The 24424-nt window shown below is 44.4% G+C and carries 31 protein-coding genes and 1 other annotated feature; all 31 genes read right to left on the bottom strand.

Going from position 1 to position 24424, the window contains the following annotated elements:
- Positions 1-36 precede the first annotated feature (36 nt).
- Positions 37-225: a 50S ribosomal protein L30 gene (gene rpmD, locus NSQ26_RS11690; RefSeq protein WP_090776251.1), complete on the bottom strand. Its 189-nt coding sequence runs from the start codon at positions 223-225 to the stop codon at positions 37-39.
- 13 nt (positions 226-238) lie between these two features.
- Positions 239-739: a 30S ribosomal protein S5 gene (rpsE, locus tag NSQ26_RS11685; RefSeq protein WP_090776250.1), complete on the bottom strand. Its 501-nt coding sequence runs from the start codon at positions 737-739 to the stop codon at positions 239-241.
- A gap of 21 nt (positions 740-760) precedes the next feature.
- Entirely contained in the window at positions 761-1123 is a 363-nt protein-coding gene (gene rplR, locus NSQ26_RS11680; protein ID WP_090776249.1) for a 50S ribosomal protein L18, read from the bottom strand.
- Positions 1124-1152: 29 nt separating this feature from the next.
- Complete coding sequence (gene rplF / locus NSQ26_RS11675; protein WP_090776248.1) at positions 1153-1689, bottom strand: 50S ribosomal protein L6; 537 nt, start codon at positions 1687-1689, stop codon at positions 1153-1155.
- Between the two features lie 29 nt (positions 1690-1718).
- Entirely contained in the window at positions 1719-2117 is a 399-nt protein-coding gene (gene rpsH, locus NSQ26_RS11670; protein ID WP_090776247.1) for a 30S ribosomal protein S8, read from the bottom strand.
- A 26-nt stretch (positions 2118-2143) separates the two neighbouring features.
- The gene (gene rpsN, locus NSQ26_RS11665; protein WP_090776246.1) at positions 2144-2329 is read right to left on the bottom strand and encodes a 30S ribosomal protein S14; all 186 of its coding nucleotides are present in this window, start codon (positions 2327-2329) and stop codon (positions 2144-2146) included.
- Positions 2330-2359: 30 nt separating this feature from the next.
- Positions 2360-2899: a 50S ribosomal protein L5 gene (rplE, locus tag NSQ26_RS11660; RefSeq protein ID WP_090776245.1), complete on the bottom strand. Its 540-nt coding sequence runs from the start codon at positions 2897-2899 to the stop codon at positions 2360-2362.
- Between the two features lie 28 nt (positions 2900-2927).
- Entirely contained in the window at positions 2928-3239 is a 312-nt protein-coding gene (rplX, locus tag NSQ26_RS11655) for a 50S ribosomal protein L24 (RefSeq protein ID WP_090776244.1), read from the bottom strand.
- A gap of 38 nt (positions 3240-3277) precedes the next feature.
- Positions 3278-3646: a 50S ribosomal protein L14 gene (gene rplN / locus NSQ26_RS11650; protein ID WP_090776243.1), complete on the bottom strand. Its 369-nt coding sequence runs from the start codon at positions 3644-3646 to the stop codon at positions 3278-3280.
- A 30-nt stretch (positions 3647-3676) separates the two neighbouring features.
- Complete coding sequence (gene rpsQ, locus NSQ26_RS11645; protein ID WP_090776242.1) at positions 3677-3937, bottom strand: 30S ribosomal protein S17; 261 nt, start codon at positions 3935-3937, stop codon at positions 3677-3679.
- Positions 3938-3951: 14 nt separating this feature from the next.
- Positions 3952-4155, bottom strand: coding sequence for a 50S ribosomal protein L29 (gene rpmC, locus NSQ26_RS11640; protein ID WP_090776241.1), 204 nt, complete (start codon positions 4153-4155; stop codon positions 3952-3954).
- Complete coding sequence (gene rplP / locus NSQ26_RS11635; RefSeq protein ID WP_090776240.1) at positions 4142-4579, bottom strand: 50S ribosomal protein L16; 438 nt, start codon at positions 4577-4579, stop codon at positions 4142-4144. Before rplP ends, rpmC begins: the two co-directional genes overlap by 14 nt.
- A gap of 2 nt (positions 4580-4581) precedes the next feature.
- Positions 4582-5244 (bottom strand): 30S ribosomal protein S3, encoded by a 663-nt coding sequence (rpsC, locus tag NSQ26_RS11630; protein ID WP_499718239.1) that lies wholly within the window; start codon positions 5242-5244, stop codon positions 4582-4584.
- Between the two features lie 2 nt (positions 5245-5246).
- A complete protein-coding gene (gene rplV / locus NSQ26_RS11625) occupies positions 5247-5591 on the bottom strand; it encodes a 50S ribosomal protein L22 (protein ID WP_499718238.1) in 345 nt (114 codons plus the stop codon).
- 22 nt (positions 5592-5613) lie between these two features.
- Positions 5614-5889, bottom strand: coding sequence for a 30S ribosomal protein S19 (gene rpsS / locus NSQ26_RS11620; RefSeq protein WP_090776237.1), 276 nt, complete (start codon positions 5887-5889; stop codon positions 5614-5616).
- A gap of 60 nt (positions 5890-5949) precedes the next feature.
- Positions 5950-6780: a 50S ribosomal protein L2 gene (gene rplB, locus NSQ26_RS11615; RefSeq protein WP_090776236.1), complete on the bottom strand. Its 831-nt coding sequence runs from the start codon at positions 6778-6780 to the stop codon at positions 5950-5952.
- 26 nt (positions 6781-6806) lie between these two features.
- Positions 6807-7094 carry a 50S ribosomal protein L23 gene (gene rplW, locus NSQ26_RS11610; protein WP_090776235.1) on the bottom strand — a complete coding sequence of 96 codons (288 nt, stop codon included), beginning with the start codon at positions 7092-7094 and terminating at the stop codon, positions 6807-6809.
- Positions 7094-7717, bottom strand: coding sequence for a 50S ribosomal protein L4 (gene rplD / locus NSQ26_RS11605; protein WP_499718237.1), 624 nt, complete (start codon positions 7715-7717; stop codon positions 7094-7096). Before rplD ends, rplW begins: the two co-directional genes overlap by 1 nt.
- A 24-nt stretch (positions 7718-7741) precedes the next feature.
- The gene (gene rplC / locus NSQ26_RS11600; protein ID WP_499718236.1) at positions 7742-8362 is read right to left on the bottom strand and encodes a 50S ribosomal protein L3; all 621 of its coding nucleotides are present in this window, start codon (positions 8360-8362) and stop codon (positions 7742-7744) included.
- Positions 8363-8422: 60 nt separating this feature from the next.
- Positions 8423-8731: a 30S ribosomal protein S10 gene (gene rpsJ, locus NSQ26_RS11595; protein WP_017729599.1), complete on the bottom strand. Its 309-nt coding sequence runs from the start codon at positions 8729-8731 to the stop codon at positions 8423-8425.
- 277 nt (positions 8732-9008) lie between these two features.
- The gene (tuf, locus tag NSQ26_RS11590; RefSeq protein ID WP_090776232.1) at positions 9009-10199 is read right to left on the bottom strand and encodes an elongation factor Tu; all 1191 of its coding nucleotides are present in this window, start codon (positions 10197-10199) and stop codon (positions 9009-9011) included.
- Positions 10200-10314: 115 nt separating this feature from the next.
- Entirely contained in the window at positions 10315-12393 is a 2079-nt protein-coding gene (gene fusA, locus NSQ26_RS11585; protein ID WP_499720055.1) for an elongation factor G, read from the bottom strand.
- 41 nt (positions 12394-12434) lie between these two features.
- Complete coding sequence (gene rpsG, locus NSQ26_RS11580) at positions 12435-12905, bottom strand: 30S ribosomal protein S7 (RefSeq protein WP_499718235.1); 471 nt, start codon at positions 12903-12905, stop codon at positions 12435-12437.
- A gap of 41 nt (positions 12906-12946) precedes the next feature.
- Entirely contained in the window at positions 12947-13366 is a 420-nt protein-coding gene (gene rpsL / locus NSQ26_RS11575; protein ID WP_090776229.1) for a 30S ribosomal protein S12, read from the bottom strand.
- Between the two features lie 390 nt (positions 13367-13756).
- Positions 13757-17377, bottom strand: a complete 3621-nt coding sequence (gene rpoC / locus NSQ26_RS11570) for a DNA-directed RNA polymerase subunit beta' (RefSeq protein WP_499718234.1) — start codon at positions 17375-17377, stop codon at positions 13757-13759.
- 101 nt (positions 17378-17478) lie between these two features.
- Entirely contained in the window at positions 17479-21012 is a 3534-nt protein-coding gene (gene rpoB / locus NSQ26_RS11565) for a DNA-directed RNA polymerase subunit beta (RefSeq protein ID WP_499718233.1), read from the bottom strand.
- A 263-nt stretch (positions 21013-21275) separates the two neighbouring features.
- A complete protein-coding gene (locus tag NSQ26_RS11560) occupies positions 21276-21896 on the bottom strand; it encodes a class I SAM-dependent methyltransferase (RefSeq protein ID WP_499718232.1) in 621 nt (206 codons plus the stop codon).
- Between the two features lie 80 nt (positions 21897-21976).
- On the bottom strand, positions 21977-22339 hold the full coding sequence (gene rplL, locus NSQ26_RS11555) for a 50S ribosomal protein L7/L12 (RefSeq protein WP_090776225.1): 363 nt from the start codon (positions 22337-22339) through the stop codon (positions 21977-21979).
- Positions 22340-22396: 57 nt separating this feature from the next.
- Positions 22397-22897, bottom strand: coding sequence for a 50S ribosomal protein L10 (rplJ, locus tag NSQ26_RS11550; protein WP_090776224.1), 501 nt, complete (start codon positions 22895-22897; stop codon positions 22397-22399).
- A gap of 61 nt (positions 22898-22958) precedes the next feature.
- Positions 22959-23092 (bottom strand) — a sequence feature (ribosomal protein L10 leader region).
- Positions 23093-23132: 40 nt separating this feature from the next.
- The gene (gene rplA, locus NSQ26_RS11545; protein WP_499718231.1) at positions 23133-23828 is read right to left on the bottom strand and encodes a 50S ribosomal protein L1; all 696 of its coding nucleotides are present in this window, start codon (positions 23826-23828) and stop codon (positions 23133-23135) included.
- A gap of 102 nt (positions 23829-23930) precedes the next feature.
- Complete coding sequence (gene rplK / locus NSQ26_RS11540) at positions 23931-24356, bottom strand: 50S ribosomal protein L11 (RefSeq protein ID WP_090776222.1); 426 nt, start codon at positions 24354-24356, stop codon at positions 23931-23933.
- Positions 24357-24424: the final 68 nt, after the last annotated feature.

The following is a 24424-nucleotide window of genomic DNA, read 5'->3' as shown; positions in this document are numbered from 1 at the left end:
GCTTCCTACACCTCCTCGTTACTTTAAAATCTCTATTTACGCATCCAACTCGTTGACTGTTACAAGGTGATTTACTTTGTTCACCATGCCACGAATCGCTGCGTTATCGTCTTGTATAACGGTTTGGTGCATCTTGCGCAAACCGAGTGTATTCACTGTCACGCGCTGATCGCTCGGACGACCAATCAAACTACGTGTAAGGGTGATTTCTAATTTCTTCGCCATCATAATCCCTCCCTTATCCTAACAGTTCTTCTACGGATTTACCACGTAGTTTCGCTACTTCTTCTGCTCGCTTCATACTTGTCAAGCCAGCAATCGTTGCGCGAACCATATTAATTGGGTTATTTGAACCAAGTGATTTTGAAAGAATATCACCCACACCAGCAAGATCAAGTACTGCACGCACTGGTCCACCAGCAATAACACCCGTACCTTCAGAAGCTGGCTTAAGTAATACGCGACCAGCACCGAAATGACCAACCGTTTCATGCGGGATTGTCGTATTCACAATCGGCACTGTGATCAAGTTCTTTTTTGCATCTTCTACTGCTTTACGAATCGCTTCTGGCACTTCTTGGGCTTTGCCCATTCCGAAACCAACGTGTCCGTTTTTATCCCCTACAACAACGAGTGCAGCGAAACGGAAGCGGCGCCCCCCTTTAACGACCTTTGCAACCCGGTTAATGGCAACCACTTTTTCTTCAAGTTCCAATGTGTTTGGATCGATAGAACGCATAAAAGTTTCCCTCCTTCGTTGTTAAAATTTAAGTCCTGCTGCACGAGCAGCATCTGCTAATTCCGCAACACGGCCGTGGTATAAATAGCCACCACGATCAAAGACAACGACTTCGTGACCATTGTCCATCGCGCGTTTTGCAACCAACTCGCCGACTTTGCGAGCCGCTTCTTTATTGCCGCCGTTCTCTAGCTTTAGCTCTGTATCAAGCGTAGACGCTTGCGCTAAAGTGACACCATTCACGTCATCAATCAATTGCGCGTAAATGTGCTTAGAAGAACGGAATACGTTAAGACGTGGACGTTCAGCCGTACCGCTTAATGTGCGGCGTACGTGCGCATGTCTTTTCTTACGGCCTGCATTTCGATTAGGCTTCGTAATCATGAGACGTCATTCCTTTCCTTCAAAACGAATTATTTTCCAGTTTTTCCTTCTTTACGACGCACATATTCGCCTTCATAACGAATTCCTTTACCTTTGTAAGGCTCTGGCTTCCGTACAGCGCGGATATTTGAAGCGAGCGCACCGACACGTTCTTTATCAATTCCTTTTACAACAACCTTTGTATTTGACGGTACGTCAATCTCTAAACCGTCTTCTGGTGTGATCTCCACAGGATGAGAGTAGCCAACATTTAAGACTAGTTTTTGACCAGATTTAGATGCACGATAACCGACACCATTTAGCTCAAGGGCACGTTCAAATCCTTTTGTCACACCTTCAACCATGTTATTGACAAGCGCACGCATCGTACCGTGAAGTGAGCGATGCTCCTTATGATCTGAAGGACGCTCAAATGTCATTTCGTTCCCTTCAATCACTACTTTAATTGCCGGGTGCAATTCACGGCTTAATTCACCTTTAGGTCCTTTTGCAGTGAAATGATTTCCTTCTAACGTGACCGTTACACCTTCAGGAATAATGACTGGCTTTTTCCCTACACGAGACATTCATGTCCACCTCCATTCATGCAAACTTATTACCAAACGTAAGCAAGTACTTCGCCACCAATTTGTTGGTTACGCGCTTCCTTGTCCGTTAAAATTCCTTTTGATGTTGAAACAAGTGCAACACCAAGTCCACCTAGCACACGTGGCAGCTCATTTGCTTTTGCATATACACGCAAGCCTGGCTTACTAATACGTTTCAAGCCTGTAATGACACGTTCATTTTTTACACCATACTTTAAGAAGATGCGAATGACACCTTGTTTATTATCTGCAACATACTCGTAATCACGGATGAAACCCTCTTGTTTCAAAATCTCAGCAATTTCCTTTTTCACCGTAGAAGCAGGTAACTCAAGCTTTTCATGGCGAACAAGGTTCGCGTTACGAATACGTGTTAACATATCTGCAATTGGATCAGTCATGACCATTGTTATTTACCTCCTTCCGAGTCGTATTACCAGCTTGCTTTTTTCACGCCAGGAATCTGCCCTTTATAGGCAAGTTCTCTAAAGCAAATACGACAAAGTTTGAATTTGCGTATCACTGAATGAGGACGACCACAACGCTCACAGCGTGTATATTCCTGCACTTTGTACTTCGGCGTACGCTTTTGCTTTGCAATCATTGATTTCTTCGCCAACGTCATCCCTCCTCTTCTTTTAGTAAGAGATTATTTCTGGAACGGCATGCCTACTTGAGTAAGCAACTCACGCGCTTCCTCATCTGTTGCCGCTGTCGTCACGATGACGATATCCATACCACGTACTTTATCGACTTTATCGTAATCAATCTCTGGGAAAATCAATTGCTCTTTCACACCGAGTGTATAGTTTCCACGCCCGTCAAAGGCTTTCTTTGATATACCGCGGAAATCACGTACACGTGGTAAAGAAACTGACACTAGTTTATCTAAAAAGTCATACATCCGCTCACCACGTAACGTGACTTTTGCACCAATCGGCATGCCTTCACGTAGCTTAAAACCAGCGATGGATTTCTTTGCTTTTGTGATGACTGGCTTTTGTCCAGTAATTGCTTGCAATTCTTCCACTGCCTTATCTAACACTTTTGCGTTTTGAACAGCTTCACCTACACCCATATTCACAACGATCTTTTCGATCTTTGGAACAGCCATGACCGATGTATAATTGAACTTTTCCGTTAAGGCGGGAACAATTTCTTTTGTGTATTTCTCTTTCAAACGGTTCATTTCCGTGATCCTCCTTTCACACTACTGACTATTTATCAATCGCTTCGCCAGATTTTTTTGCAACCCGTACTTTTTTGCCATTCACTTCTTCATAGCCAATACGTGTGCGCTCACCAGTCTTCGGATCAATTAACATGACATTGGAAGAATGGATCGCAGCTTCTTGCTCGATAATCCCACCTTGTGGGTTCTCTTGTGACGGTTTCGCATGTTTCTTTACGAGATTGACACCTTTAACGAGCACGCGGCTTTTCTTTGGATATGCTGCAAGGATTTCCCCTTGCTTCCCTTTGTCTTTACCAGCAATGACAACGACGTTATCACCCTTTTTGACATGCATAATGTTGCACCTCCTTGATGCTTAATGCTGTTTCTACCTTACAGTACTTCTGGAGCAAGGGAAACAATTTTCATAAACTGATTGTCGCGAAGTTCGCGCGCAACTGGGCCAAAAATCCGTGTGCCTCGTGGGCTCTTATCGTCACGAACAATGACTGCTGCATTTTCATCAAACTTAATATATGAACCATCGTTACGACGCACACCGCTCTTAGAACGAACGATCACCGCACGTACAACTTCGCCTTTCTTAACAACGCCACCTGGTGTTGCTTGCTTGACGGAACAAACAATGACATCACCAATGTTCGCTGTCTTACGGCCTGAACCTCCTAGCACTTTAATACAAAGTACTTCACGTGCACCAGAGTTATCAGCTACTTTCAAGCGACTCTCTTGTTGAATCATTTCGCTTTCCTCCCTTCTAACAGCTTACCTTTAGATAATGATCGCTTCTTCAACGATCTCGACTAGACGAAAACGTTTATCCTTAGAAAGTGGGCGTGTCTCCATAATCCGAACGATATCGCCAACTTTTGCTTTGTTTTCTTCATCATGTGCTTTAAATTTCTTAGAGTACTTCACACGTTTACCATAGAGACGGTCTTTTTTGTATGTCTCAACAAGAACTGTAATTGTCTTCTCCATTTTATCAGATACGACACGCCCTTGGTAAACTTTACGCTGATTGCGTTCCATGTAACAAACCTCCTTTAGCCGTTATTAATTCCGAGCTCACGTTCACGCAAAACCGTTTTCGCACGCGCAATTGCTTTACGGACTTCACGGATGCGAATTGGGTTGTCAAGTTGTCCTGTTGCTAATTGAAAGCGTAAGTTAAACAGCTCTTCTTTCAGCGCTTCTGTTTTTTGTTCGATTTCAGCAGTGGTTAAGTTGCGGATATCAGTTGCTTTCATTTGAGTCACCACCCACTTCTTCACGTTTTACAAATTTACATTTGATCGGTAATTTGTGAGAGGCAAGACGTAACGCTTCACGGGCAACTTCTTCAGGCACACCCGCAATTTCAAACATGATCTTACCAGGCTTCACAACAGCAACCCAACCTTCAGGTGCCCCTTTACCAGAACCCATTCGAACTTCAAGTGGCTTTGCCGTGTACGGCTTAGATGGGAAGATTTTGATCCAAACTTTCCCGCCACGTTTCATGTAACGTGTCATTGCAATACGCGCTGCTTCAATTTGACGGTTTGTAATCCAAGATGCTTCAAGCGCTTGTAAACCAAACTCACCAAAATGTACATCTGTACCGCCTTTGGCACGTCCACGCATTTTCCCACGATGTTCACGACGATATTTCACACGTTTAGGTAATAACATGATTAGTTGCCTCCTTCCTCTTTGTTCGTTCCTTTCGTTGGAAGGACTTCACCACGGTAAATCCAGATTTTAACACCAATCTTACCGTATGTTGTATCTGCTTCCGCTGTACCGTAGTCGATATCAGCACGCAGTGTGTGAAGTGGAACCGTTCCTTCATTGTAATGCTCAGCACGCGCAATATCAGCGCCACCAAGACGTCCGGATACTTGTGTTTTGATCCCTTTTGCACCAGCACGCATCGTCCGTTGCATTGCTTGCTTCATTGCACGACGGAATGAAATCCGATTTTCTAATTGACGAGCAATATTTTCTGCAACAAGCTTTGCATCAAGGTCTGCTTGCTTAATTTCGGAAATATTAATGTGGACACGTTTACCAGTAAGATCATTTAATGATTTACGTAATGCTTCCACTTCTGAACCGCCTTTTCCGATCACCATTCCTGGCTTGGCAGTTGAGATTGTAATGTTTACGCGGTTCGCAGCACGTTCGATTTCCACTTTAGACACAGAAGCGTCTTTCAAGCGACTTTCGATGTGGTCACGAATTGCAATATCTTCATGCAACAAATCTGCATAGTCTTTTTTGCTTGCGTACCACTTTGAATCCCAGTCACGAATGACACCGACACGCAACCCAATTGGGTTCACTTTTTGACCCATGATTATCCCTCCTTCGTTTCTTTTACAACCAATGTAATATGGCTTGTGCGTTTATTAATCCGGCTCGCACGGCCTTGTGCGCGTGGACGGAAACGTTTCAACGTTGGTCCTTCATCCACAAATACTTCTGAAATGTATAAGCTATTCGGCTCCATTTCATAGTTGTGCTCTGCATTTGCAACCGCCGAGTTTAAAAGTTTTTCAACGACTGGCGAAGCAGCTTTTGGTGTGTGCTTCAAAATCGCAATCGCTTCACCGACTTGTTTACCGCGAATAAGATCAATGACAAGACGGACTTTACGAGGCGCAATGCGTACTTGTTTCGCTACAGCTTTTGCTTGTTCCATGGGAATGGTCCTCCTTCCTTACTTAGCGTCTTGTTTTCTTATCTGCGGCATGCCCTTTGTACGTACGCGTAGGAGCAAATTCGCCAAGTTTATGTCCAACCATATCTTCAGAAACATAAACCGGTACATGCTTGCGTCCGTCGTGGACAGCAAATGTGTGACCAATGAAATCAGGGAAAATTGTTGAGCGGCGTGACCATGTTTTAATGACTTTTTTATCGCCTGTCTCAGTTGCTTTCTCCACTTTTTTCATTAGATGACCATCAACGAAAGGTCCTTTTTTCAAGCTACGACCCATGAGAGTGCCTCCCTTCGTGATTCGCCCACGGTTCCATATAAGAACCGTAGCCAAACCGCGTTATTTTTTCCGACGACGTACAATGTACTTATCGGAGTGTTTGTTTTTCTTCCGTGTTTTAAAACCAAGTGTTGGTTTACCCCAAGGTGTCATTGGTGAAGGACGACCAATTGGTGCTTTTCCTTCTCCACCACCGTGTGGGTGATCGTTCGGGTTCATAACAGAACCACGCACTGTTGGGCGAATCCCTTTATGACGTGAACGTCCTGCTTTACCAATGTTGATGAGCTCATGTTCAACATTACCGACTTGACCAATGGTCGCACGGCATGTCGCCAAGATGTAGCGTGTTTCCCCTGAGTTCAAACGAACAAGCACATACTTATCTTCTTTACCGAGCACTTGCGCTTCAGTTCCTGCTGAGCGTACAAGTTGTCCACCTTTTCCTGGACGCATTTCAATATTATGAATGACTGTACCAACTGGAATATTTACAAGTGGTAGTGCATTCCCTGGTTTAATGTCTGCCTCCGGACCTGACTCAATCATTGTACCTACAGTAAGACCCTTTGGCGCTAAAATATAACGCTTCTCTCCGTCTACATAATGGATGAGCGCGATGTTTGCTGAACGGTTTGGATCATATTCAATCGTGGCAACGCGACCTGGAATGCCATCTTTGTCACGTTTAAAATCGATGATCCGGTACTGACGCTTATGACCGCCACCTTGATGGCGCACTGTTAAGCGACCTTGGTTGTTTCGTCCGCCTTTTTTGTGCAGCGGTGCAAGCAACGACTTTTCCGGTTTGTCTGTTGTCAACTCAGCAAAGTCTGATCCTGACATGTTACGACGTCCGGGACTGGTCGGTTTATACTTTTTAATAGCCATTTTTGATACCCTCCTTCTCTTATTGATTAGCTTTCAAAGAAGTCTAGTTCTTTGCTGTCAGCAGAAAGCTGGACGATCGCTTTTTTACGACGAGCAGTAAAGCCTGTGTAACGACCGAATCGCTTTGATTTCCCTTTGTAATTCATTGTGTTCACGCGGTCAACTTTCACCTCAAAAATCTCTTCAATCGCATCTTTGATTTGTGTTTTATTTGCGCGTACATCCACTTCGAATGTGTACTTCTTTTCTTCCATTTGACCAGCTGAACGTTCAGTAATCACAGGGCGCTTAATGATATCACGTGCATTTGACATTACGCAAGCACCTCCTCTACCTTTTCGACTGCATCTTTTGTGATAATGACCTTGTCGTGCTTAAGCAAATCAAGAACATTGACACCTGCAGCAGTGACGAACGTTACATTCGGCAAGTTGCGAGTAGATAAAGCAATCGTTTCATTGTAATCAGCTGTCACAACGAGCGCCTTCTTTTCTACTGAAAGATTTGCTAGAACATCCTTCATTGCTTTTGTTTTAATGGCTTCAAACTGTAATTGATCTAGGACAATCATCTCATTTGCACCCACTTTGGCAGACAGTGCCGATTTCAGTGCAAGACGACGTACTTTTTTAGGGAGTTTAAAGCTATAGCTACGTGGTGTTGGACCGAAAACAACGCCACCACCAACCCATTGTGGCGAACGAATGGAGCCTTGACGCGCGCGCCCAGTCCCTTTTTGACGCCATGGCTTTCTACCACCACCACGTACTTCCGAACGTCCTTTTGTTTTGTGTGTTCCTTGACGGAGAGATGACTGCTGCATAACAACCGCGTCGTGAAGAACGCTTTGATTTGGTGTAATCCCAAATACGCTATCCGCAAGCTCAACGTCTCCTACTTGTGAACCTGTTTGGTTATAAAGTGCTACTTTTGGCATTCGAATGGCCTCCTTTCTTAAAAATTACCCTTTTACTGCACTACGAATCGTAACGTAGCTTTTTTTCGCACCAGGAACGTTCCCTTTAACGAGCAATAAATTGCGTGCTTCGTCTACACGAACGATCTCCAGGTTTTGCATTGTCACTTGCTCTCCGCCCATGCGACCCGGTAACAACTTCCCTTTGAATACACGGTTTGGCGCGACCGGTCCCATTGAACCAGGACGACGATGATAACGTGATCCGTGTGACATTGGTCCACGAGATTGGTTATGGCGCTTAATTGCCCCTTGGAAACCTTTCCCTTTTGAAGTCCCTGTCACATCAACGATATCTCCCGCTGCAAATATGGCGACGTTGACTTCTTGCCCTACCTCATGTTCGTCAACGTTTGCACCACGGATTTCCTTTACGAAGCGCTTAGGGGCCGTTTCAGCTTTCGCCGCGTGACCTTGTGCTGGTTTGTTTGGTTTTTTTGCATCTGCAAACCCAAGTTGAATCGCTTCATACCCATCAGATTCAACTGTTTTCTTTTGAAGCACGACATTTGGTGTTGCCTCAATCACTGTTACTGGAATGACGTCACCAGTTTCAGAAAAAATTTGTGTCATGCCAATCTTTTTACCTAAGATTCCTTTGGACATCCGTTACACCTCCTAAAATAATTGTCATATCATATCATTCTTTCTATTTCTATCCAAACATCAAAGTTTAATTTCGATATCAACACCTGATGGTAGATCTAAGCGCATTAACGCATCCACTGTTTGCGGCGTTGGGTTCACAATGTCGATCAAACGCTTATGCGTACGCATCTCAAACTGCTCACGAGAATCTTTGTACTTATGCACTGCTCGAAGAATTGTATAAACCGACTTCTCTGTTGGAAGTGGAATCGGTCCAGACACGCTCGCACCTGAACGTTTTGCTGTTTCTACAATCTTCTCTGCTGATTGATCGAGCACACGGTGATCATACGCTTTTAAGCGAATACGAATCTTTTGCTTTGCCATGATAGCCCTCCTTTATCGTCCATTTTTAAAATAGACATGCTCCGCGAAAATTTCCTCACCCGCCCATGGCAAAGGGTCCGGGTGTGTCAGCAACCTTTCGCATCAACGCTGCCACGTATGTCTAAAACACATAAAATGATATCTCAGGCACACTTATACTATTATACAGACATGTATGGATGATTGCAAGGGGTAAAAGGAAAAAGTTTTACTGCTAGTAGCTTTCTAGCAATCAAATAAAAAGCACCCTACAAGGGCGCTTTTTACCGTAAATCAATTACTTCTCAATTGTTGACACAACACCAGAACCAACTGTGCGGCCACCCTCACGAATAGAGAAACGTGTTCCCTCTTCAAGAGCAATTGGTGCAATGAGTTCTACAATCATTTCCGTGTTGTCTCCAGGCATGACCATTTCCGTACCTTCTGGCAAATGAACAACGCCTGTTACGTCTGTTGTACGGAAATAGAATTGTGGACGATAGTTCGTGAAGAATGGTGTATGACGTCCACCCTCTTCTTTAGAAAGTACGTATACTTCCGCTTTGAACTTCGTGTGCGGTGTAATTGTACCTGGCTTTGCAAGCACTTGACCACGTTGGATGTCTTCACGGGCAACACCACGCAAGAGCGCGCCAATGTTGTCACCAGCTTCTGCATAGTCAAGAAGCTTACGGAACATTTCTACGCCAGTTACTGTTGTAGATTGCTTCTCTTCTGCAATACCAAGAATTTCAACCGTGTCTCCAACATTCAATTGTCCACGCTCAACACGACCTGTCGCAACCGTACCACGACCTGTGATTGAGAATACATCCTCAACTGGCATCATGAATGGCTTATCTTTGTCACGCTCTGGTGTTTCGATATACTCGTCAACTGCATTCATCAATTCAACGATTTTCTCTTCCCACTCTGCTTCACCTTCGAGTGCTTTCAATGCTGAACCTTGGATAACCGGAACATCGTCACCAGGGAAGTCATATTCAGATAGAAGATCACGAACTTCCATTTCCACAAGCTCTAGTAACTCTTCATCATCAACCATATCACACTTGTTCAAGAATACAACAAGCGCCGGTACACCTACGTTACGAGAAAGCAAGATGTGCTCACGTGTTTGTGGCATTGGGCCATCTGCTGCAGATACAACAAGAATTCCGCCATCCATTTGCGCAGCACCCGTGATCATGTTTTTCACATAGTCAGCGTGTCCTGGGCAGTCAACGTGCGCGTAGTGACGTGCTTCAGTTTCATATTCAACGTGTGATGTATTAATTGTAATACCACGCTCTTTTTCCTCTGGCGCATTATCAATACTATCGTAAGAAGCAGCGCTCCCTTTACCTGAACGTTTTGCAAGAACAGTTGCAATTGCAGCTGTTAATGTTGTTTTACCGTGGTCAACGTGTCCAATTGTGCCAATGTTGGCATGCGTTTTGGAACGGTCAAATTTTTCTTTTGCCATGCTTCATTTCCTCCCTTAATTGCAATCATTATTTATTGATAGGAAAGAGGGATAAATATATCCCTTACCTCTCCTAGGGTACAACAAAATTGCTTTAGGCGCAATGAGAAACGGTTTAAGCGCCTGTTTGCTTTTTAATGATCTCTTCAGCGACACTCTTTGGCACTTCTTCATAGTGATCAAAGAACATCGTATACGTGCCGCGACCTTGTGTACGTGAACGAAGTGATGTTGCATATCCAAACATTTCAGCAAGTGGCACAAACGCTTTAACAATTTGTGCGTTCCCACGCGCTTCCATACCTTCGACACGGCCACGTCGTGCAGTCACATCACCCATGATGTCGCCCATATACTCTTCTGGTACAACGACTTCCACTTTCATCAGTGGCTCAAGTAAAACTGGGTTACATTTTGTTTTTGCATTTTTAAGCGCCATCGATGCAGCAATTTTAAATGCCATCTCCGAGGAGTCAACGTCATGATAAGAACCGTCATAAAGTTTCGCTTTCAGGTCAATCACCGGATAACCAGCAATCATCCCGTTATCAAGCGCTTCTTCAATTCCTGCTTGGACAGAAGAAATGTATTCTCGAGGAACAACGCCCCCAACAATCGCATTTTCAAACTCAAATCCAGCGCCTTCTTCATTTGGTGAAAACTCAATCCAAACATGACCAAATTGTCCACGCCCACCAGACTGACGAACAAATTTCCCTTCCACTTGTGCCGTGCTACGAATCGTTTCACGGTAAGAAACTTGCGGTGCACCGACATTGGCTTCGACTTTAAACTCACGACGCATCCGGTCAACGATGATGTCCAGATGAAGCTCACCCATTCCACCAATGATTGTTTGACCCGTTTCTTCGTCTGTATGTGTTTTAAATGTCGGATCTTCTTCTGCTAATTTCGAAAGGGCAATCCCCATCTTATCCTGGTCAGCCTTCGACTTCGGTTCAACTGATAAGTGAATAACCGGATCTGGGAAGTTCATAGACTCCAAGATGACTAAATGCTTTTCATCACAGAGAGTGTCTCCTGTTGTTGTATCCTTCAAGCCAACAGCAGCTGCAATATCACCGGAATATACCGTTGAAATTTCTTCTCGTGAATTTGCGTGCATCTGTAAAATCCGACCTACACGTTCACGCTTATCTTTCGTTGCATTACGGACGTAAGAACCAGAATCAAGTGTTCCTGAATACACTCGGAAGAAAGTCAACTTTCCAACAAATGGGTCTGTCATCACTTTAAATGCAAGCGCGGAAAACGGTTGATCATCACCGGACTCACGCGTTACTTCCTCATCCGTATCAGGCACATGCCCTTTAATTGCTGGAACATCTAACGGAGACGGGAGATAGTCCAGTACCGCATCAAGCAAAAGTTGTACCCCTTTGTTTTTGAACGCAGATCCACAAATAACTGGGTAAAAATTGACTTCGCATGTTCCTTTACGGATTGCTGCTTTAACTTCTTCCTTTGTTAAAGGCTCCCCTTCAAGGTACTTCATCATCAAATCTTCATCAAGTTCAGCAACGGCTTCATGTAAAGACTCCTGAAGTTTCTCTGCTTGCTCTTTATATTCATCTGGAATTTCTGTCGTTTCCCAGTCCTGTCCAAGATCGTCTTTAGAAATATGAGCGACCATCTCAATCAAGTCAATCATACCGACGAATTCATCTTCTGCACCGATTGGCAACTGAATCGGATGCGCATTGGCTTGCAGACGATCACGCAATGTACCAACTGAATACATGAAATCCGCACCAGTCTTGTCCATCTTATTGACGAACACAATTCTCGGTACTCCATATGTTGTCGCTTGACGCCAAACGGTTTCGGTTTGTGGTTCTACTCCAGATTGTGCATCAAGAACAGCTACCGCTCCATCGAGTACGCGCAACGATCGCTCTACTTCAACAGTGAAATCTACGTGCCCAGGTGTATCAATAATATTGATACGGTGTCCCTTCCATTGTGCTGTTGTCGCAGCAGAAGTAATTGTAATACCACGCTCCTGCTCTTGCTCCATCCAGTCCATTTGTGAAGCACCTTCATGTGTCTCACCAATTTTGTGTACACGACCTGTGTAGAATAAAATTCGCTCTGTCGCTGTCGTTTTACCAGCATCAATATGTGCCATGATGCCGATGTTACGCGTATCTTTTAAGGAGAATTCTCTTGCCATCATGTCTCTCTCCTTTCTGATTCCTAACGTTTATACCGCACTTACCAGCGATAATGCGCGAAGGCTTTGTTTGCTTCTGCCATCTTATGCGTATCTTCGCGTTTCTTCACTGAAGCACCTGTATTGTTTGCTGCATCAAGCACTTCACCTGCAAGACGTTCTTGCATTGTCTTCTCACCGCGAAGACGGGCATAGTTTACTAACCAACGTAGACCTAGTGTCGTACGACGATCAGATTTCACCTCAACTGGGACTTGATAGTTTGCACCACCAACACGGCGGGCTTTCACTTCAAGTACAGGCATGATGTTTTTTAATGCTTGATCAAATACTTCCATCGGATCTTTCCCACTACGTTCTTTCACGAGATCAAACGCTTGGTACAAAATCGTTTGTGCTGTGCCACGCTTCCCATCAACCATCATGCGGTTAATAAGGCGGGTGACAAGCTTAGAATTATAAATCGGATCAGGCAGCACATCACGACGTGTAACTGGACCTTTACGAGGCATAACTCCCCCTCCTTTCAATATTCAATAAGTGTGGTTTTACTTTATTTCTTGTCTTTCGGTCTCTTTGTTCCATATTTAGAACGACCTTGCATCCGGTTTTGGACACCAGCTGTGTCAAGGGCACCACGTACAATGTGATAACGCACCCCTGGTAAGTCTTTTACACGTCCACCACGGATTAATACGACACTGTGCTCTTGCAAATTATGCCCGATACCAGGAATATACGCCGTAACCTCAATGGCATTTGTCAAACGCACCCGCGCATACTTTCGAAGCGCTGAGTTCGGTTTCTTCGGTGTCATTGTACCTACACGCGTACATACCCCACGCTTTTGCGGAGAAGAAACGTTCGTTTGTGCTTTTTTGAAGCTATTATAGCCTTTATTTAAAGCTGGTGAGTCAGACTTTTTCACTTTATCAACGCGACCCTTACGGATAAGTTGATTAATTGTTGGCATTCTTTTCATCCTCCCTTCTTATGTGCTCCAAGACCACTTACCCAGGTGGTTCATTTATAGACAAACAGAGTGATGCCCCTACGTAGTTTGCAGCAGCAATTCATTTTTATCTATCAAACCGCCATGATCTACATAAACAACTTGACTAAGCCTCTTGCGTTCATGCATACAACGACCATCATCTCTATTCATTTGCTTATCTCTTCCGCACTTGTTTAAGCGTACTTTCTAAGCAACGATGAAAAAGAGTTTGGTAAAAGCATGTACACACAACCTTTTATGCCCAAATGTTCTCCACTATGTTAGGCAGAACATATTAAAAAGCACACTCAAGTATCATATCATCACACTCAGGGCTATGTCAATAGCCCTGATGCGATGTTATAAAAATTATTCTTGTGCAACCATCTCTTCTGGTTGTGTCTGCTCTTCATGATCTGCTCGTTCATCATAAGAAGAATGGATACCAAGGCGACGGTATCGGTCTAATCCTGTTCCTGCTGGAACAAGCTTTCCGATAATGACGTTTTCTTTTAACCCAAGCAACTCATCACGTTTTCCTTTGATTGCCGCATCGGTTAGGACACGTGTTGTCTCTTGGAATGAAGCTGCTGATAAGAAAGAATCTGTCTCTAGCGATGCCTTCGTAATCCCGAGCAATACTGGACGACCAGTAGCAGGTCGTTTATTTGTCAATAACACATCTTTATTGACATCGTTGAACTTCTGGATCTCAATTAATGAGCCTGGAAGTACACCTGTATCACCGGCATCCACAATACGAATCTTACGGAGCATTTGGCGCACCATCACTTCAACGTGTTTATCACCAATTTCTACCCCTTGCATCCGGTATACCTTCTGTACTTCGCGTAGCAAGTACGCCTGTACGCCATCCATACCGGTCACTTTTAACAATTCTTTTGGATCAATTGACCCTTCTGTTAATGGCTGACCAGGAACAACCTGATCGCCTACAGCAACTTTCACTCTTGCTCCATAAGGAATAGCATATTGTTTTGTCTCAAGCTCATTTTGAACGGTTACTTCACGCTTGTCACTGTCGTTGACATCAACCACTTCCCCTGTCACTTCAGTGATCACAGCCTGCCCCTTTGGATTTCTCGCTTCAAACAACTCTTGAATCCTCGGCAAACCTTGAGTAATATCATCGCCAGCTACCCCGCCTGTATGGAACGTTCGCATCGTTAGCTGCGTCCCCGGCTCACCAATCGATTGCGCAGCAATGATCCCAACTGCTTCACCGACCTCAACATCACTGCCGGTTGCTAAATTACGACCGTAACACGCTTTACACACGCCATGACGTGTATTACATGTAAATACAGAGCGAATCGTTACCGCATCCACACCTGCATCGACAATTTCTTTTGCACTATCTTCATTCATTTGTTCATTACGACGCACGATGACGTCATTTGTCTCTGGATGATACACCGTCTTAAAGGCCACACGACCGACAAGGCGATCATATAATCCTTCAATTGTTTCTGTTCCTTCTGTGATTGCTGCGACTTCTAATCCTCGGTCTGTGCCACAATCATTTTCGCGAACAATGACATCTTGGGCAACGTCGACAAGACGACGCGTTAAGTAACCAGAATCAGCCGTCTTCAATGCTGTATCCGCTAATCCTTTCCGCGCACCGTGAGTAGAAATAAAGTATTCTAGCACGGTTAAACCTTCTCGGAAACTCGATTTAATCGGTAACTCAATGATTCGTCCAGATGGATTTGCCATGAGACCACGCATCCCCGCAAGTTGCGTAAAGTTAGACGCATTTCCCCGCGCTCCAGAATCACTCATCATAAAGATGGGGTTACGCACGTTCAGTGTACTCATGAGTTTGCTCTGAATAACGTCTTTTGCCTCACTCCAAATGGAAATGACACGGTCATAACGCTCCTCTTCGGTAATTAATCCTCGACGGAACTGCTTTGTGATCCGGTCTACCTTCTGTTCAGCGTCAGCTAAAATTTCCTTTTTCTCAGGTAAAACAACAATGTCTGAGATGCCTACCGTAATACCCGCTCTCGTCGAGTAAGCAAAACCTAAGTCTTTCATTTGATCAAGCATTTTCGATGTAGCCGTAATCTTGAACTTCTTGAATACTTCCGCGATCACATTCCCTAGGAACCCTTTTCTAAACGGTGGAATCATCTCACGCTCTTTAAAAAGTGCCTTTACATCTGTATCACTTGGCACCATATATTTGGCTGGCGTCTCCACTTCCAAATTCTTTTGTGTCGGCTCGTTAATATACGGAAACGTATCTGGGAGGATCTCATTAAATAACAACTTCCCAACCGTTGTAAGCAACAACATCGTTTGTTGCTCATCCGTAAATGTTGACTTGTTTAATGAACGAACCGGTAGCGCGATACGCGTGTGCAAATGAACATAACCATTTTGGTATGCGGTAATTGCCTCATTCGCATCTTTGAAAATCGCTCCCTCGCCATCTGCATCTTTGTTCTCCATTGTCAAGTAATAGTTCCCTAGAACCATATCTTGTGATGGCGTCACGACTGGCTTACCATCTTTTGGATTTAAAATATTTTGTGCTGCAAGCATCAAAATACGCGCTTCTGCTTGCGCTTCTGCCGACAATGGCACGTGAACCGCCATTTGGTCACCATCAAAGTCAGCGTTGTATGCTGTACAAACGAGTGGGTGGAGCTTGATGGCACGCCCTTCGACTAAAATCGGCTCGAATGCCTGAATCCCTAGTCGGTGCAACGTCGGTGCCCGGTTTAACAATACTGGATGTTCGCGAATGACCTCTTCAAGCACATCCCATACTTCGGGCTGTACCCGTTCAACTTTGCGTTTGGCACTCTTAATGTTGTGCGCAAAACCTTTTGAAACCAGTTCTTTCATAACAAACGGCTTAAATAGCTCTAACGCCATCTCTTTTGGCAGTCCACATTGATACATTTTCAAATTCGGACCGACAACAATAACAGAACGTCCCGAGTAATCCACACGTTTCCCGAGCAAGTTTTGCCGAAAACGCCCTTGCTTTCCTTTCAACATGTGAGAAAGAGATTTAAGAGGACGATTTCCTGGCCCTGTTACCGGACGACCACGGCGACCGTTATCAATCAATGCATCGACCGCTTCTTGTAACATCCGCTTTTCGTTTTGGACAATAATATTTGGCGCACCTAAATCAAGCAAACGTTTTAAGCGGTTGTTCCGGTTTATGACACGACGATACAAATCGTTTAAGTCAGAGGTTGCAAAGCGGCCACCATCAAGTTGCACCATCGGACGCAACTCAGGTGGGATAACCGGTAATACTTCAAGAATCATCCAAGACGGCTCATTTCCAGAGTTTCGAAATGCTTCAAGCACTTCTAATCTCTTAATGGCCCGTGTCCGGCGTTGGCCTTGGGCTGTTTCGAGTTCATCTTTTAATTGACCGACTTCTTTCTCCAAATCAAGGCTAGCAAGTAATTTATAGATTGCCTCAGCACCCATGGAGGCCGTGAAAGAGCCACCATATTTTTCATAATAAGCACGGTACTCTTTTTCAGACAACAATTGTTTCTTCTCTAACGGTGTGTCGCCTGGTTCTGTTACAACATAAGAGGCAAAGTAGATGACTTCCTCCAACGAACGTGGTGACATGTCAAGAACGAGCCCCATCCGGCTCGGGATACCTTTGAAATACCAAATGTGTGATACAGGCGCGGCAAGTTCAATATGTCCCATCCGCTCACGTCGCACTTTCGCTCGAGTCACTTCTACACCACAACGGTCACAAACAACACCTTTATAGCGTACACGCTTGTATTTCCCACAATGACATTCCCAATCCTTTTGCGGACCGAAAATTCGCTCACAGAACAAACCGTCTTTTTCTGGCTTCAATGTGCGGTAGTTAATCGTTTCAGGTTTTTTTACTTCTCCACGTGACCAAGAACGAATCTTACTCGGCGACGCCAACCCGATTTTCATATACTCGAAATTATTTACATCGATCAAAGGGCCAACCTCCCTTATTGTGTAATCAACGTTCAGCGCCAGAACTAAAAAGCAAGTTGCGCTTCACATTCTGGCTGCTAATCCGTTGTATTTGGGCTCGTTCATTCACTCTTTTCAAGCGTTAAATTTAGTTTTTCAGTCGTCTGCTCATCTTCGTCGTCAAGCTCTCGCATCTCAATTTCCTCTTCATTGCTTGATAACATTTTGACATCCATACCAAGAGACTGAAGCTCTTTGATCAATACTTTAAATGACTCTGGAACACCCGGTTCAGGAACATTCTCACCTTTGACAATCGCCTCATACGTTTTTACACGCCCAACAACATCATCAGATTTGACTGTGAGAATTTCTTGCAAGGTATATGCTGCCCCGTACGCTTCTAGCGCCCACACTTCCATCTCTCCAAAACGCTGCCCGCCAAATTGTGCTTTTCCGCCTAATGGCTGCTGCGTAACAAGTGAGTATGGACCCGTAGACCGCGCATGCAACTTGTCATCAACCATATGAGCCAGCTTAATCATATACATCACACCAACAGAAACACGGTTATCAAATGGTTCTCCGGTGCGTCCATCATATAAAATAGTCTTACCGTCACGGGCCATACCGGCTTCTTCAAGCGTTTGCCATAAGTCATCACCGCTCGCACCATCAAAGACCGGCGAAGCAACGTGAATGCCGAGCTTACGTGCTGCCATCCCAAGATGCAGTTCCAACACTTGCCCAATGTTCATACGTGAAGGTACCCCTAATGGGTTCAACATGATGTCAATTGGTGTGCCATCCGGTAAAAACGGCATGTCTTCTTCTGGCAGTATCCGAGAAATAACCCCTTTATTTCCGTGACGCCCTGCCATTTTGTCCCCTTGGTTAATTTTACGCTTCTGGACAATATACACACGAACGAGCTGATTCACACCTGGTGGCAATTCATCTCCGTCTTCACGGTTAAAGATTTTCACGTCAAGGACGATCCCGTCACCACCATGCGGTGCTCTTAAAGATGTGTCGCGCACTTCACGCGCTTTCTCACCAAAAATGGCATGCAATAAACGCTCTTCTGCTGTCAATTCAGTCACACCTTTTGGCGTCACTTTCCCGACAAGGATATCACCATCCTTCACTTCCGCACCGACATAAATAATGCCACGCTCGTCAAGGTTTCTTAACGCATCCTCACCGACGTTTGGAATATCACGTGTAATTTCTTCAGGTCCAAGCTTTGTGTCCCGCGCATCCAACTCATATTCTTCAATGTGAATCGATGTATAGACATCATCTTTGACAAGACGCTCACTTAAAATAATCGCATCTTCATAGTTGTAACCTTCCCAAGTCATAAAGCCGACAAGCACGTTACGACCGAGCGCCATTTCACCTAACTCCATTGATGGACCGTCCGCAAGAATTTCGCGCTTTGTCACACGATCTCCCTCACGCACAATAGGACGTTGATTATAACTCGTCCCTTGATTTGAACGGACAAACTTTTGCAAGTTGTATTTATCCAAGTCGCCTTTTACTTCTTTCCCTTCAACTTCCTCTAAACGACGCACCCAAATTTCTCGGGCAGTTACACGCTCAACAATTCCTGGGTGCTTCGAAACAACCGCAGCCCCCGAGTCTTTTGCTGAAACATGTTCCATTCCTGTACCAACAAGTGGCGCTTCCGGTACAAGGAGGGGCACTGCTTGCCGCTGCATGTTCGCACCCATCAACGCACGGTTGGCATCGTCATTTTCGAGAAACGGGATACATGACGTCGCAGCCGACACAACTTGCTTCGGTGATACATCCATGTAGTCAACACGTTCTCGTGGAACAATGAGGTTTTCACTACGGAAACGGGAAACAATTTGTTCCTCTACAAAAGAACCATCTTCACTTAACTTGGCGTTTGCTTGCGCAACAACATATTGGTCTTCTTCATCTGCTGTCAAATAATCAATTCGTGCGGTGACTTTCCCTGTCTCAGGATCGACACGACGATATGGCGTTTCCATAAAACCAAACTCATTCACTTTCGCATAAGACGATAGTGAGTTGATTAAACCAATATTTGGTCCTTCTGGTGTTTCAATTGGACACATCCGACCATAGTGTGAATAATGAACATCACGCACTTCCATTCCAGCGCGTTCTCTCGTCAAACCACCCGGTCCAAGGGCAGATAGTCGCCGTTTATGTGTCAATTCTGCTAATGGATTCGTTTGATCCATAAACTGTGATAACTGCGAGCTACCGAAAAACTCTTTAATCGATGCAATGACAGGCCGAATATTGATCAACCCTTGTGGCGTAATGACATTTGGGTCTTGAATCGACATCCGCTCTCTCACGACACGTTCCATCCGCGACAAACCAATTCGAAATTGATTTTGCAATAATTCACCGACAGAACGGAGACGGCGATTCCCTAAATGATCAATATCATCTGTATCGCCAATACCGTGCAACAAGTTAAAGAAATAACTAATTGCAGCCACAATATCAGCCGGTGCAATATGCTTGACTTCACTTGAAACCATTCCATTACCGATAACAGAAATGTAGCGTTCTCCGTCTGAATCATCTGGAACGTACACATTAATAGACTGAATATCGACATCAGACTCTTCTAAAACACCACCTGACGTTCGGGCTGTACGGAAACCTAGACCTTTTTCTAAGTAAGGTAAAAGCTTATCCAACGTTCGGCGGTCCAAAAGTGTACCTTCTTCTGCGAGCACTTCTCCAGTTTCTGAGTCAACGAGCGTCTCTGCTAGGCGCTGGTTGAACAATCGATTCTTGATGTGAAGTTTTTTGTTTATTTTATAGCGGCCTACATTCGCTAGGTCATACCGCTTTGGATCAAAGAAACGAGATTCAAGCAAATTTTTTGCGTTTTCAACAGTCGGTGGTTCACCCGGACGGAGACGCTCATAGATTTCCAGTAATGCTTTATCCGTTGAGTCGGTGTTGTCTTTTTCGAGCGTATTTCGTAAATATTCATTTTCACCAAGCAAACTAATAATTTCTTGATTAGACCCGAAACCAAGCGCACGTAAAAGAACGGATACTGGGATTTTACGTGTCCGGTCAATACGTACGTACACAATATCTTTTGCATCCGTTTCAAGCTCTAGCCAAGCCCCACGATTCGGAATAACCGTTGCTGAAAAACCTTTTTTTCCGTTTTTGTCAATTTTTTCATTGTAATACACACTTGGTGAACGAACAAGCTGAGAAACGATGACACGTTCAGCACCGTTAATGATGAACGTCCCAGTTTCAGTCATTAATGGAAAATCTCCCATAAATACTTCTTGCTCTTTCACTTCGCCTGTTTCTTTATTAATTAAGCGCACTTTCACACGCAAAGGCGCAGCAAACGTGACGTCGCGTTCTTTTGATTCTTCAACTGGGTACTTTGGTTCTCCAAGACTATAATCAATAAATTCTAGCACTAAATTACCCGTAAAATCTTGGATCGGAGAAATATCACGAAACATCTCCCGCAAACCCTCATCAAGAAACCATTGGTAGGAAGCTGTTTGAATCTCAATCAAATTCGGCAGCTCTAACACTTCGTTAATACGCGCATAGCTTCTTCGCTGGCGGTGACGTCCATACTGAATGAGTTGACCTGTCAACTGATTCACCCCTTAAATCTCGCGTTATAGTATCTCACTTACAAACTGTACAAAGACAATTGCCACTATCACTTCTTAAAACAACAGGCAAGCGAACTTATAGACTGTACAAAGAAGAAAAAAAGCTTTATAGTATGAATAAGTACAGTCATTCACTTAGCATAACCAAAAATGAACCGTTTCAATCACCAGAGTTTCACGCTCATGAGTATCGAAACGGCAAATTGGGCAATCGTACGCATTAAAGAATAATATCATAACTTCTATGCGTTCGTCAAATCTTTTTTTGCACAAAAAAGAACGTATCCCTTATCTTTTGCTATCGTCTCTACTGATTCTTTCCCAAACAACGCCTGTAACTTTTCCTTCGTCGACGCGGCGCCTTGCTTTTTCTGGATAACAACCCAAAGCATCCCCCCCGTTAACAAACGGTCATGCGCCTCCTCATATATAGAAAACACCACTTTTTTTCCCGCTCGAATTGGAGGATTGGTGACGATCGCCGCGAAATCTCTCTTTATGACATCTTGTGCACCATCCACATGCCGAACAACAACATTGTCAATTTGATTTTGTTTCGCATTACGTGCTGCGAGCGCACACGCCCGTTCATTTACATCAATCATCTCTACCATTCTGCCTTGCTCCACTCGCGCGATTGCCAGCCCAATCGGTCCATACCCACAACCGACATCAAGGACATCGCCCGCAACATCAGGAGAAGAATATGATTCAATTAAAAACCGACTGCCATAATCGACTTCCCTTTTCGAAAACACCCCTCGGTCTGTTGTAAACAAAAACGAATGTCCTCGCAACACGTATGACCACGTTTTTTCATCATGGTCTACACCTGGCGTACGTGTATAGTAATGATCACTCATGACCTACCATCCTCCATTATCAAAATCGGAAAAAAAGGCCCGTAACTTTCACGGACCTTTTTCGTGCAAATGGAAAGAAATTACTTCACTGCAACACTCGCGCCAGCTTCTTCAAGTTTCGCTTTCATCTCTTCAGCTTCTTCTTTAGATGCGCCTTCTTTTACTGGTGCTGGTGCGCCATCAACAAGTGCTTTTGCTTCTTTTAAGCCAAGACCTGTGATTTCGCGAACAATTTTAATGACACCAATTTTAGATGAGCCAGCAGACTCAAGTACAACATCAAATTCTGTTTGCTCTGCTGCACCTGCGTCTCCACCACCAGCTGCCACCGCTACAGGCGCTGCCGCTGTCACACCAAATTCCTCTTCAATTGCTTTTACAAGATCGTTCAATTCTAGAACGGTCATTTCTTTAATCGCTTCAATGATTTGCTCTCTGCTCATTGTTATAATCCTCCTCGTTTAATATCATCGATAAAACCTGTCATACACTAAGCAAGATTATGCACCTTGCTCTTCTTTTTGATCAGCAACCGCTTTTGCTGCCAAGGCAACATTTCGCATTGGCGCTTGTAACACACTAAGAAGCATAGAAAGAAGTCCTTCGCGTGACGGAAGTTCAGCAAGAGCCTTCACTTCATCGACACCGACTACTTTCCCTTCGAACACACCTGCTTTAATTTCAAGCGCTTCGTTTTCTTTTGCAAAGTTGTTAATCACTTTCGCTGGGGCAACCGCATCTTCATTACTGAAAGCAATCGCTGTCGGACCAGTTAAATGGTCATCTAGCGCCGTCAGTTCCGTTTCCGCTGTCGCACGGCGCACAAGTGTGTTTTTATACACTTTGTACTCAACGCCTGCTTCGCGCAACTGTTTTCGTAGTTCAGTGACTGCTGCAACCGTTAATCCACGGTAATCAACAACAACAGTCGCTTTACTATCCCGTAACTTTGTCGCGATATCAGCAACCATTTGTTGCTTTTGCTCTAATACGCTGCTCATGAATACACCTCCTGTAAAATGATTTCACACCGCCTGTAAGCTTTGTACAGCTATGAGGGAATTAGCTAAATGAAAAGCCCTCGTTTTCGACAACGAGGGCAGTATGACTCCTACTACGGAAATCTATTTGCTCACCTCGGCAGGATATTTAAACCTAAAGGCACCTGCTGTCTACGGTATGACTTTTAAATTCACAAGTAATAACTTAACATATTCACAGCATGCTTGTCAATCATTACTTTGAAAAAGAAGTTGTGGCAACACGGACACCAGGGCCCATTGTTGAAGCAACTGCAATGTTACGTACGTACGTCCCTTTTGCAGCAGCCGGCTTCACTTTATGAAGTGTTTCAATGATCGTCTGGAAGTTTTCAAGCAACTGTGCTGGTTCAAATGACACTTTTCCAATTGGTACGTGAATATTCCCAGACTTGTCCACACGGTATTCGACTTTACCTGCTTTAATTTCCGCCACAGCTTTTGCAACATCAAATGTCACAGTGCCTGTTTTCGGATTCGGCATAAGCCCTTTTGGTCCAAGCACCCGACCGAGGCGTCCTACTTGTGCCATCATATCTGGCGTCGCAACAATCACATCAAAATCAAACCAACCTTGGTTAATTTTATTAATTAGGTCATCCTCGCCTACATAATCTGCACCAGCAGCTTCTGCTTCTTTCGCTTTCTCACCTTTTGCAAACACAAGCACGCGTTGTGTTTTCCCCGTACCGTGCGGTAGTACAACCGCACCGCGAATTTGTTGATCCGCTTTTTTCGGATCCACACCAAGACGTACAGCAACCTCCACTGTCTCATCAAACTTCGCTACTGCTGTTTTCTTTACAAGTTCAAGCGCTTCTTCTGCTTGATATACGCGATCACGGTCAATTAGCTTCACTGCATCAGCGTATTTTTTCCCTTTTTTAGCCATTTTATTTCCTCCTCGTATGTGGTAATAACGGCGAGACCTCCCACTGTTTGAAAGGCTGTACTCCCAAAAAAAGAGCACAACCTCTCAGCAAACAAACCAACATTAGTCCTCGATCACAATACCCATGCTACGTGCAGTTCCTTCAACCATACGCATTGCCGCTTCTACTGAAGCAGCGTTCAAATCTGGCATTTTTGTTTCTGCGATTTCGCGTACTTTATCGCGTTTGACCGTCGCAACTTTTGTACGATTCGGTTCGCCAGAGCCTGATTCAATTCCCGCTGCTTTTTTGAGTAAAACTGCAGCTGGTGGCGTTTTTGTGATGAATGTAAACGAGCGATCCTCAAACACAGTAATTTCTACTGGAATGATTAAGCCTGCTTGGTCAGATGTACGAGCATTAAACTCTTTACAGAATCCCATAATATTCACACCTGCTTGACCAAGTGCTGGCCCAACTGGTGGTGCCGGATTGGCTTTACCTGCAGGAATTTGTAGTTTAACCATTTTGATTACCTTTTTAGCCACGTGACACACCTCCTTAAGTCCGTGATGTGGTTACCGGGAATGAGCTCATCCCCTCCCACTCAAAAAGA

The sequence above is a fragment of the Bacillus sp. FSL W7-1360 genome (assembly GCF_038592975.1).
In the GTDB taxonomy this organism is placed as follows: Bacteria; Bacillota; Bacilli; order Bacillales; family Bacillaceae_D; genus Shouchella; species Shouchella lonarensis.
This window is presented reverse-complemented; position numbering and strand designations above follow the sequence as displayed.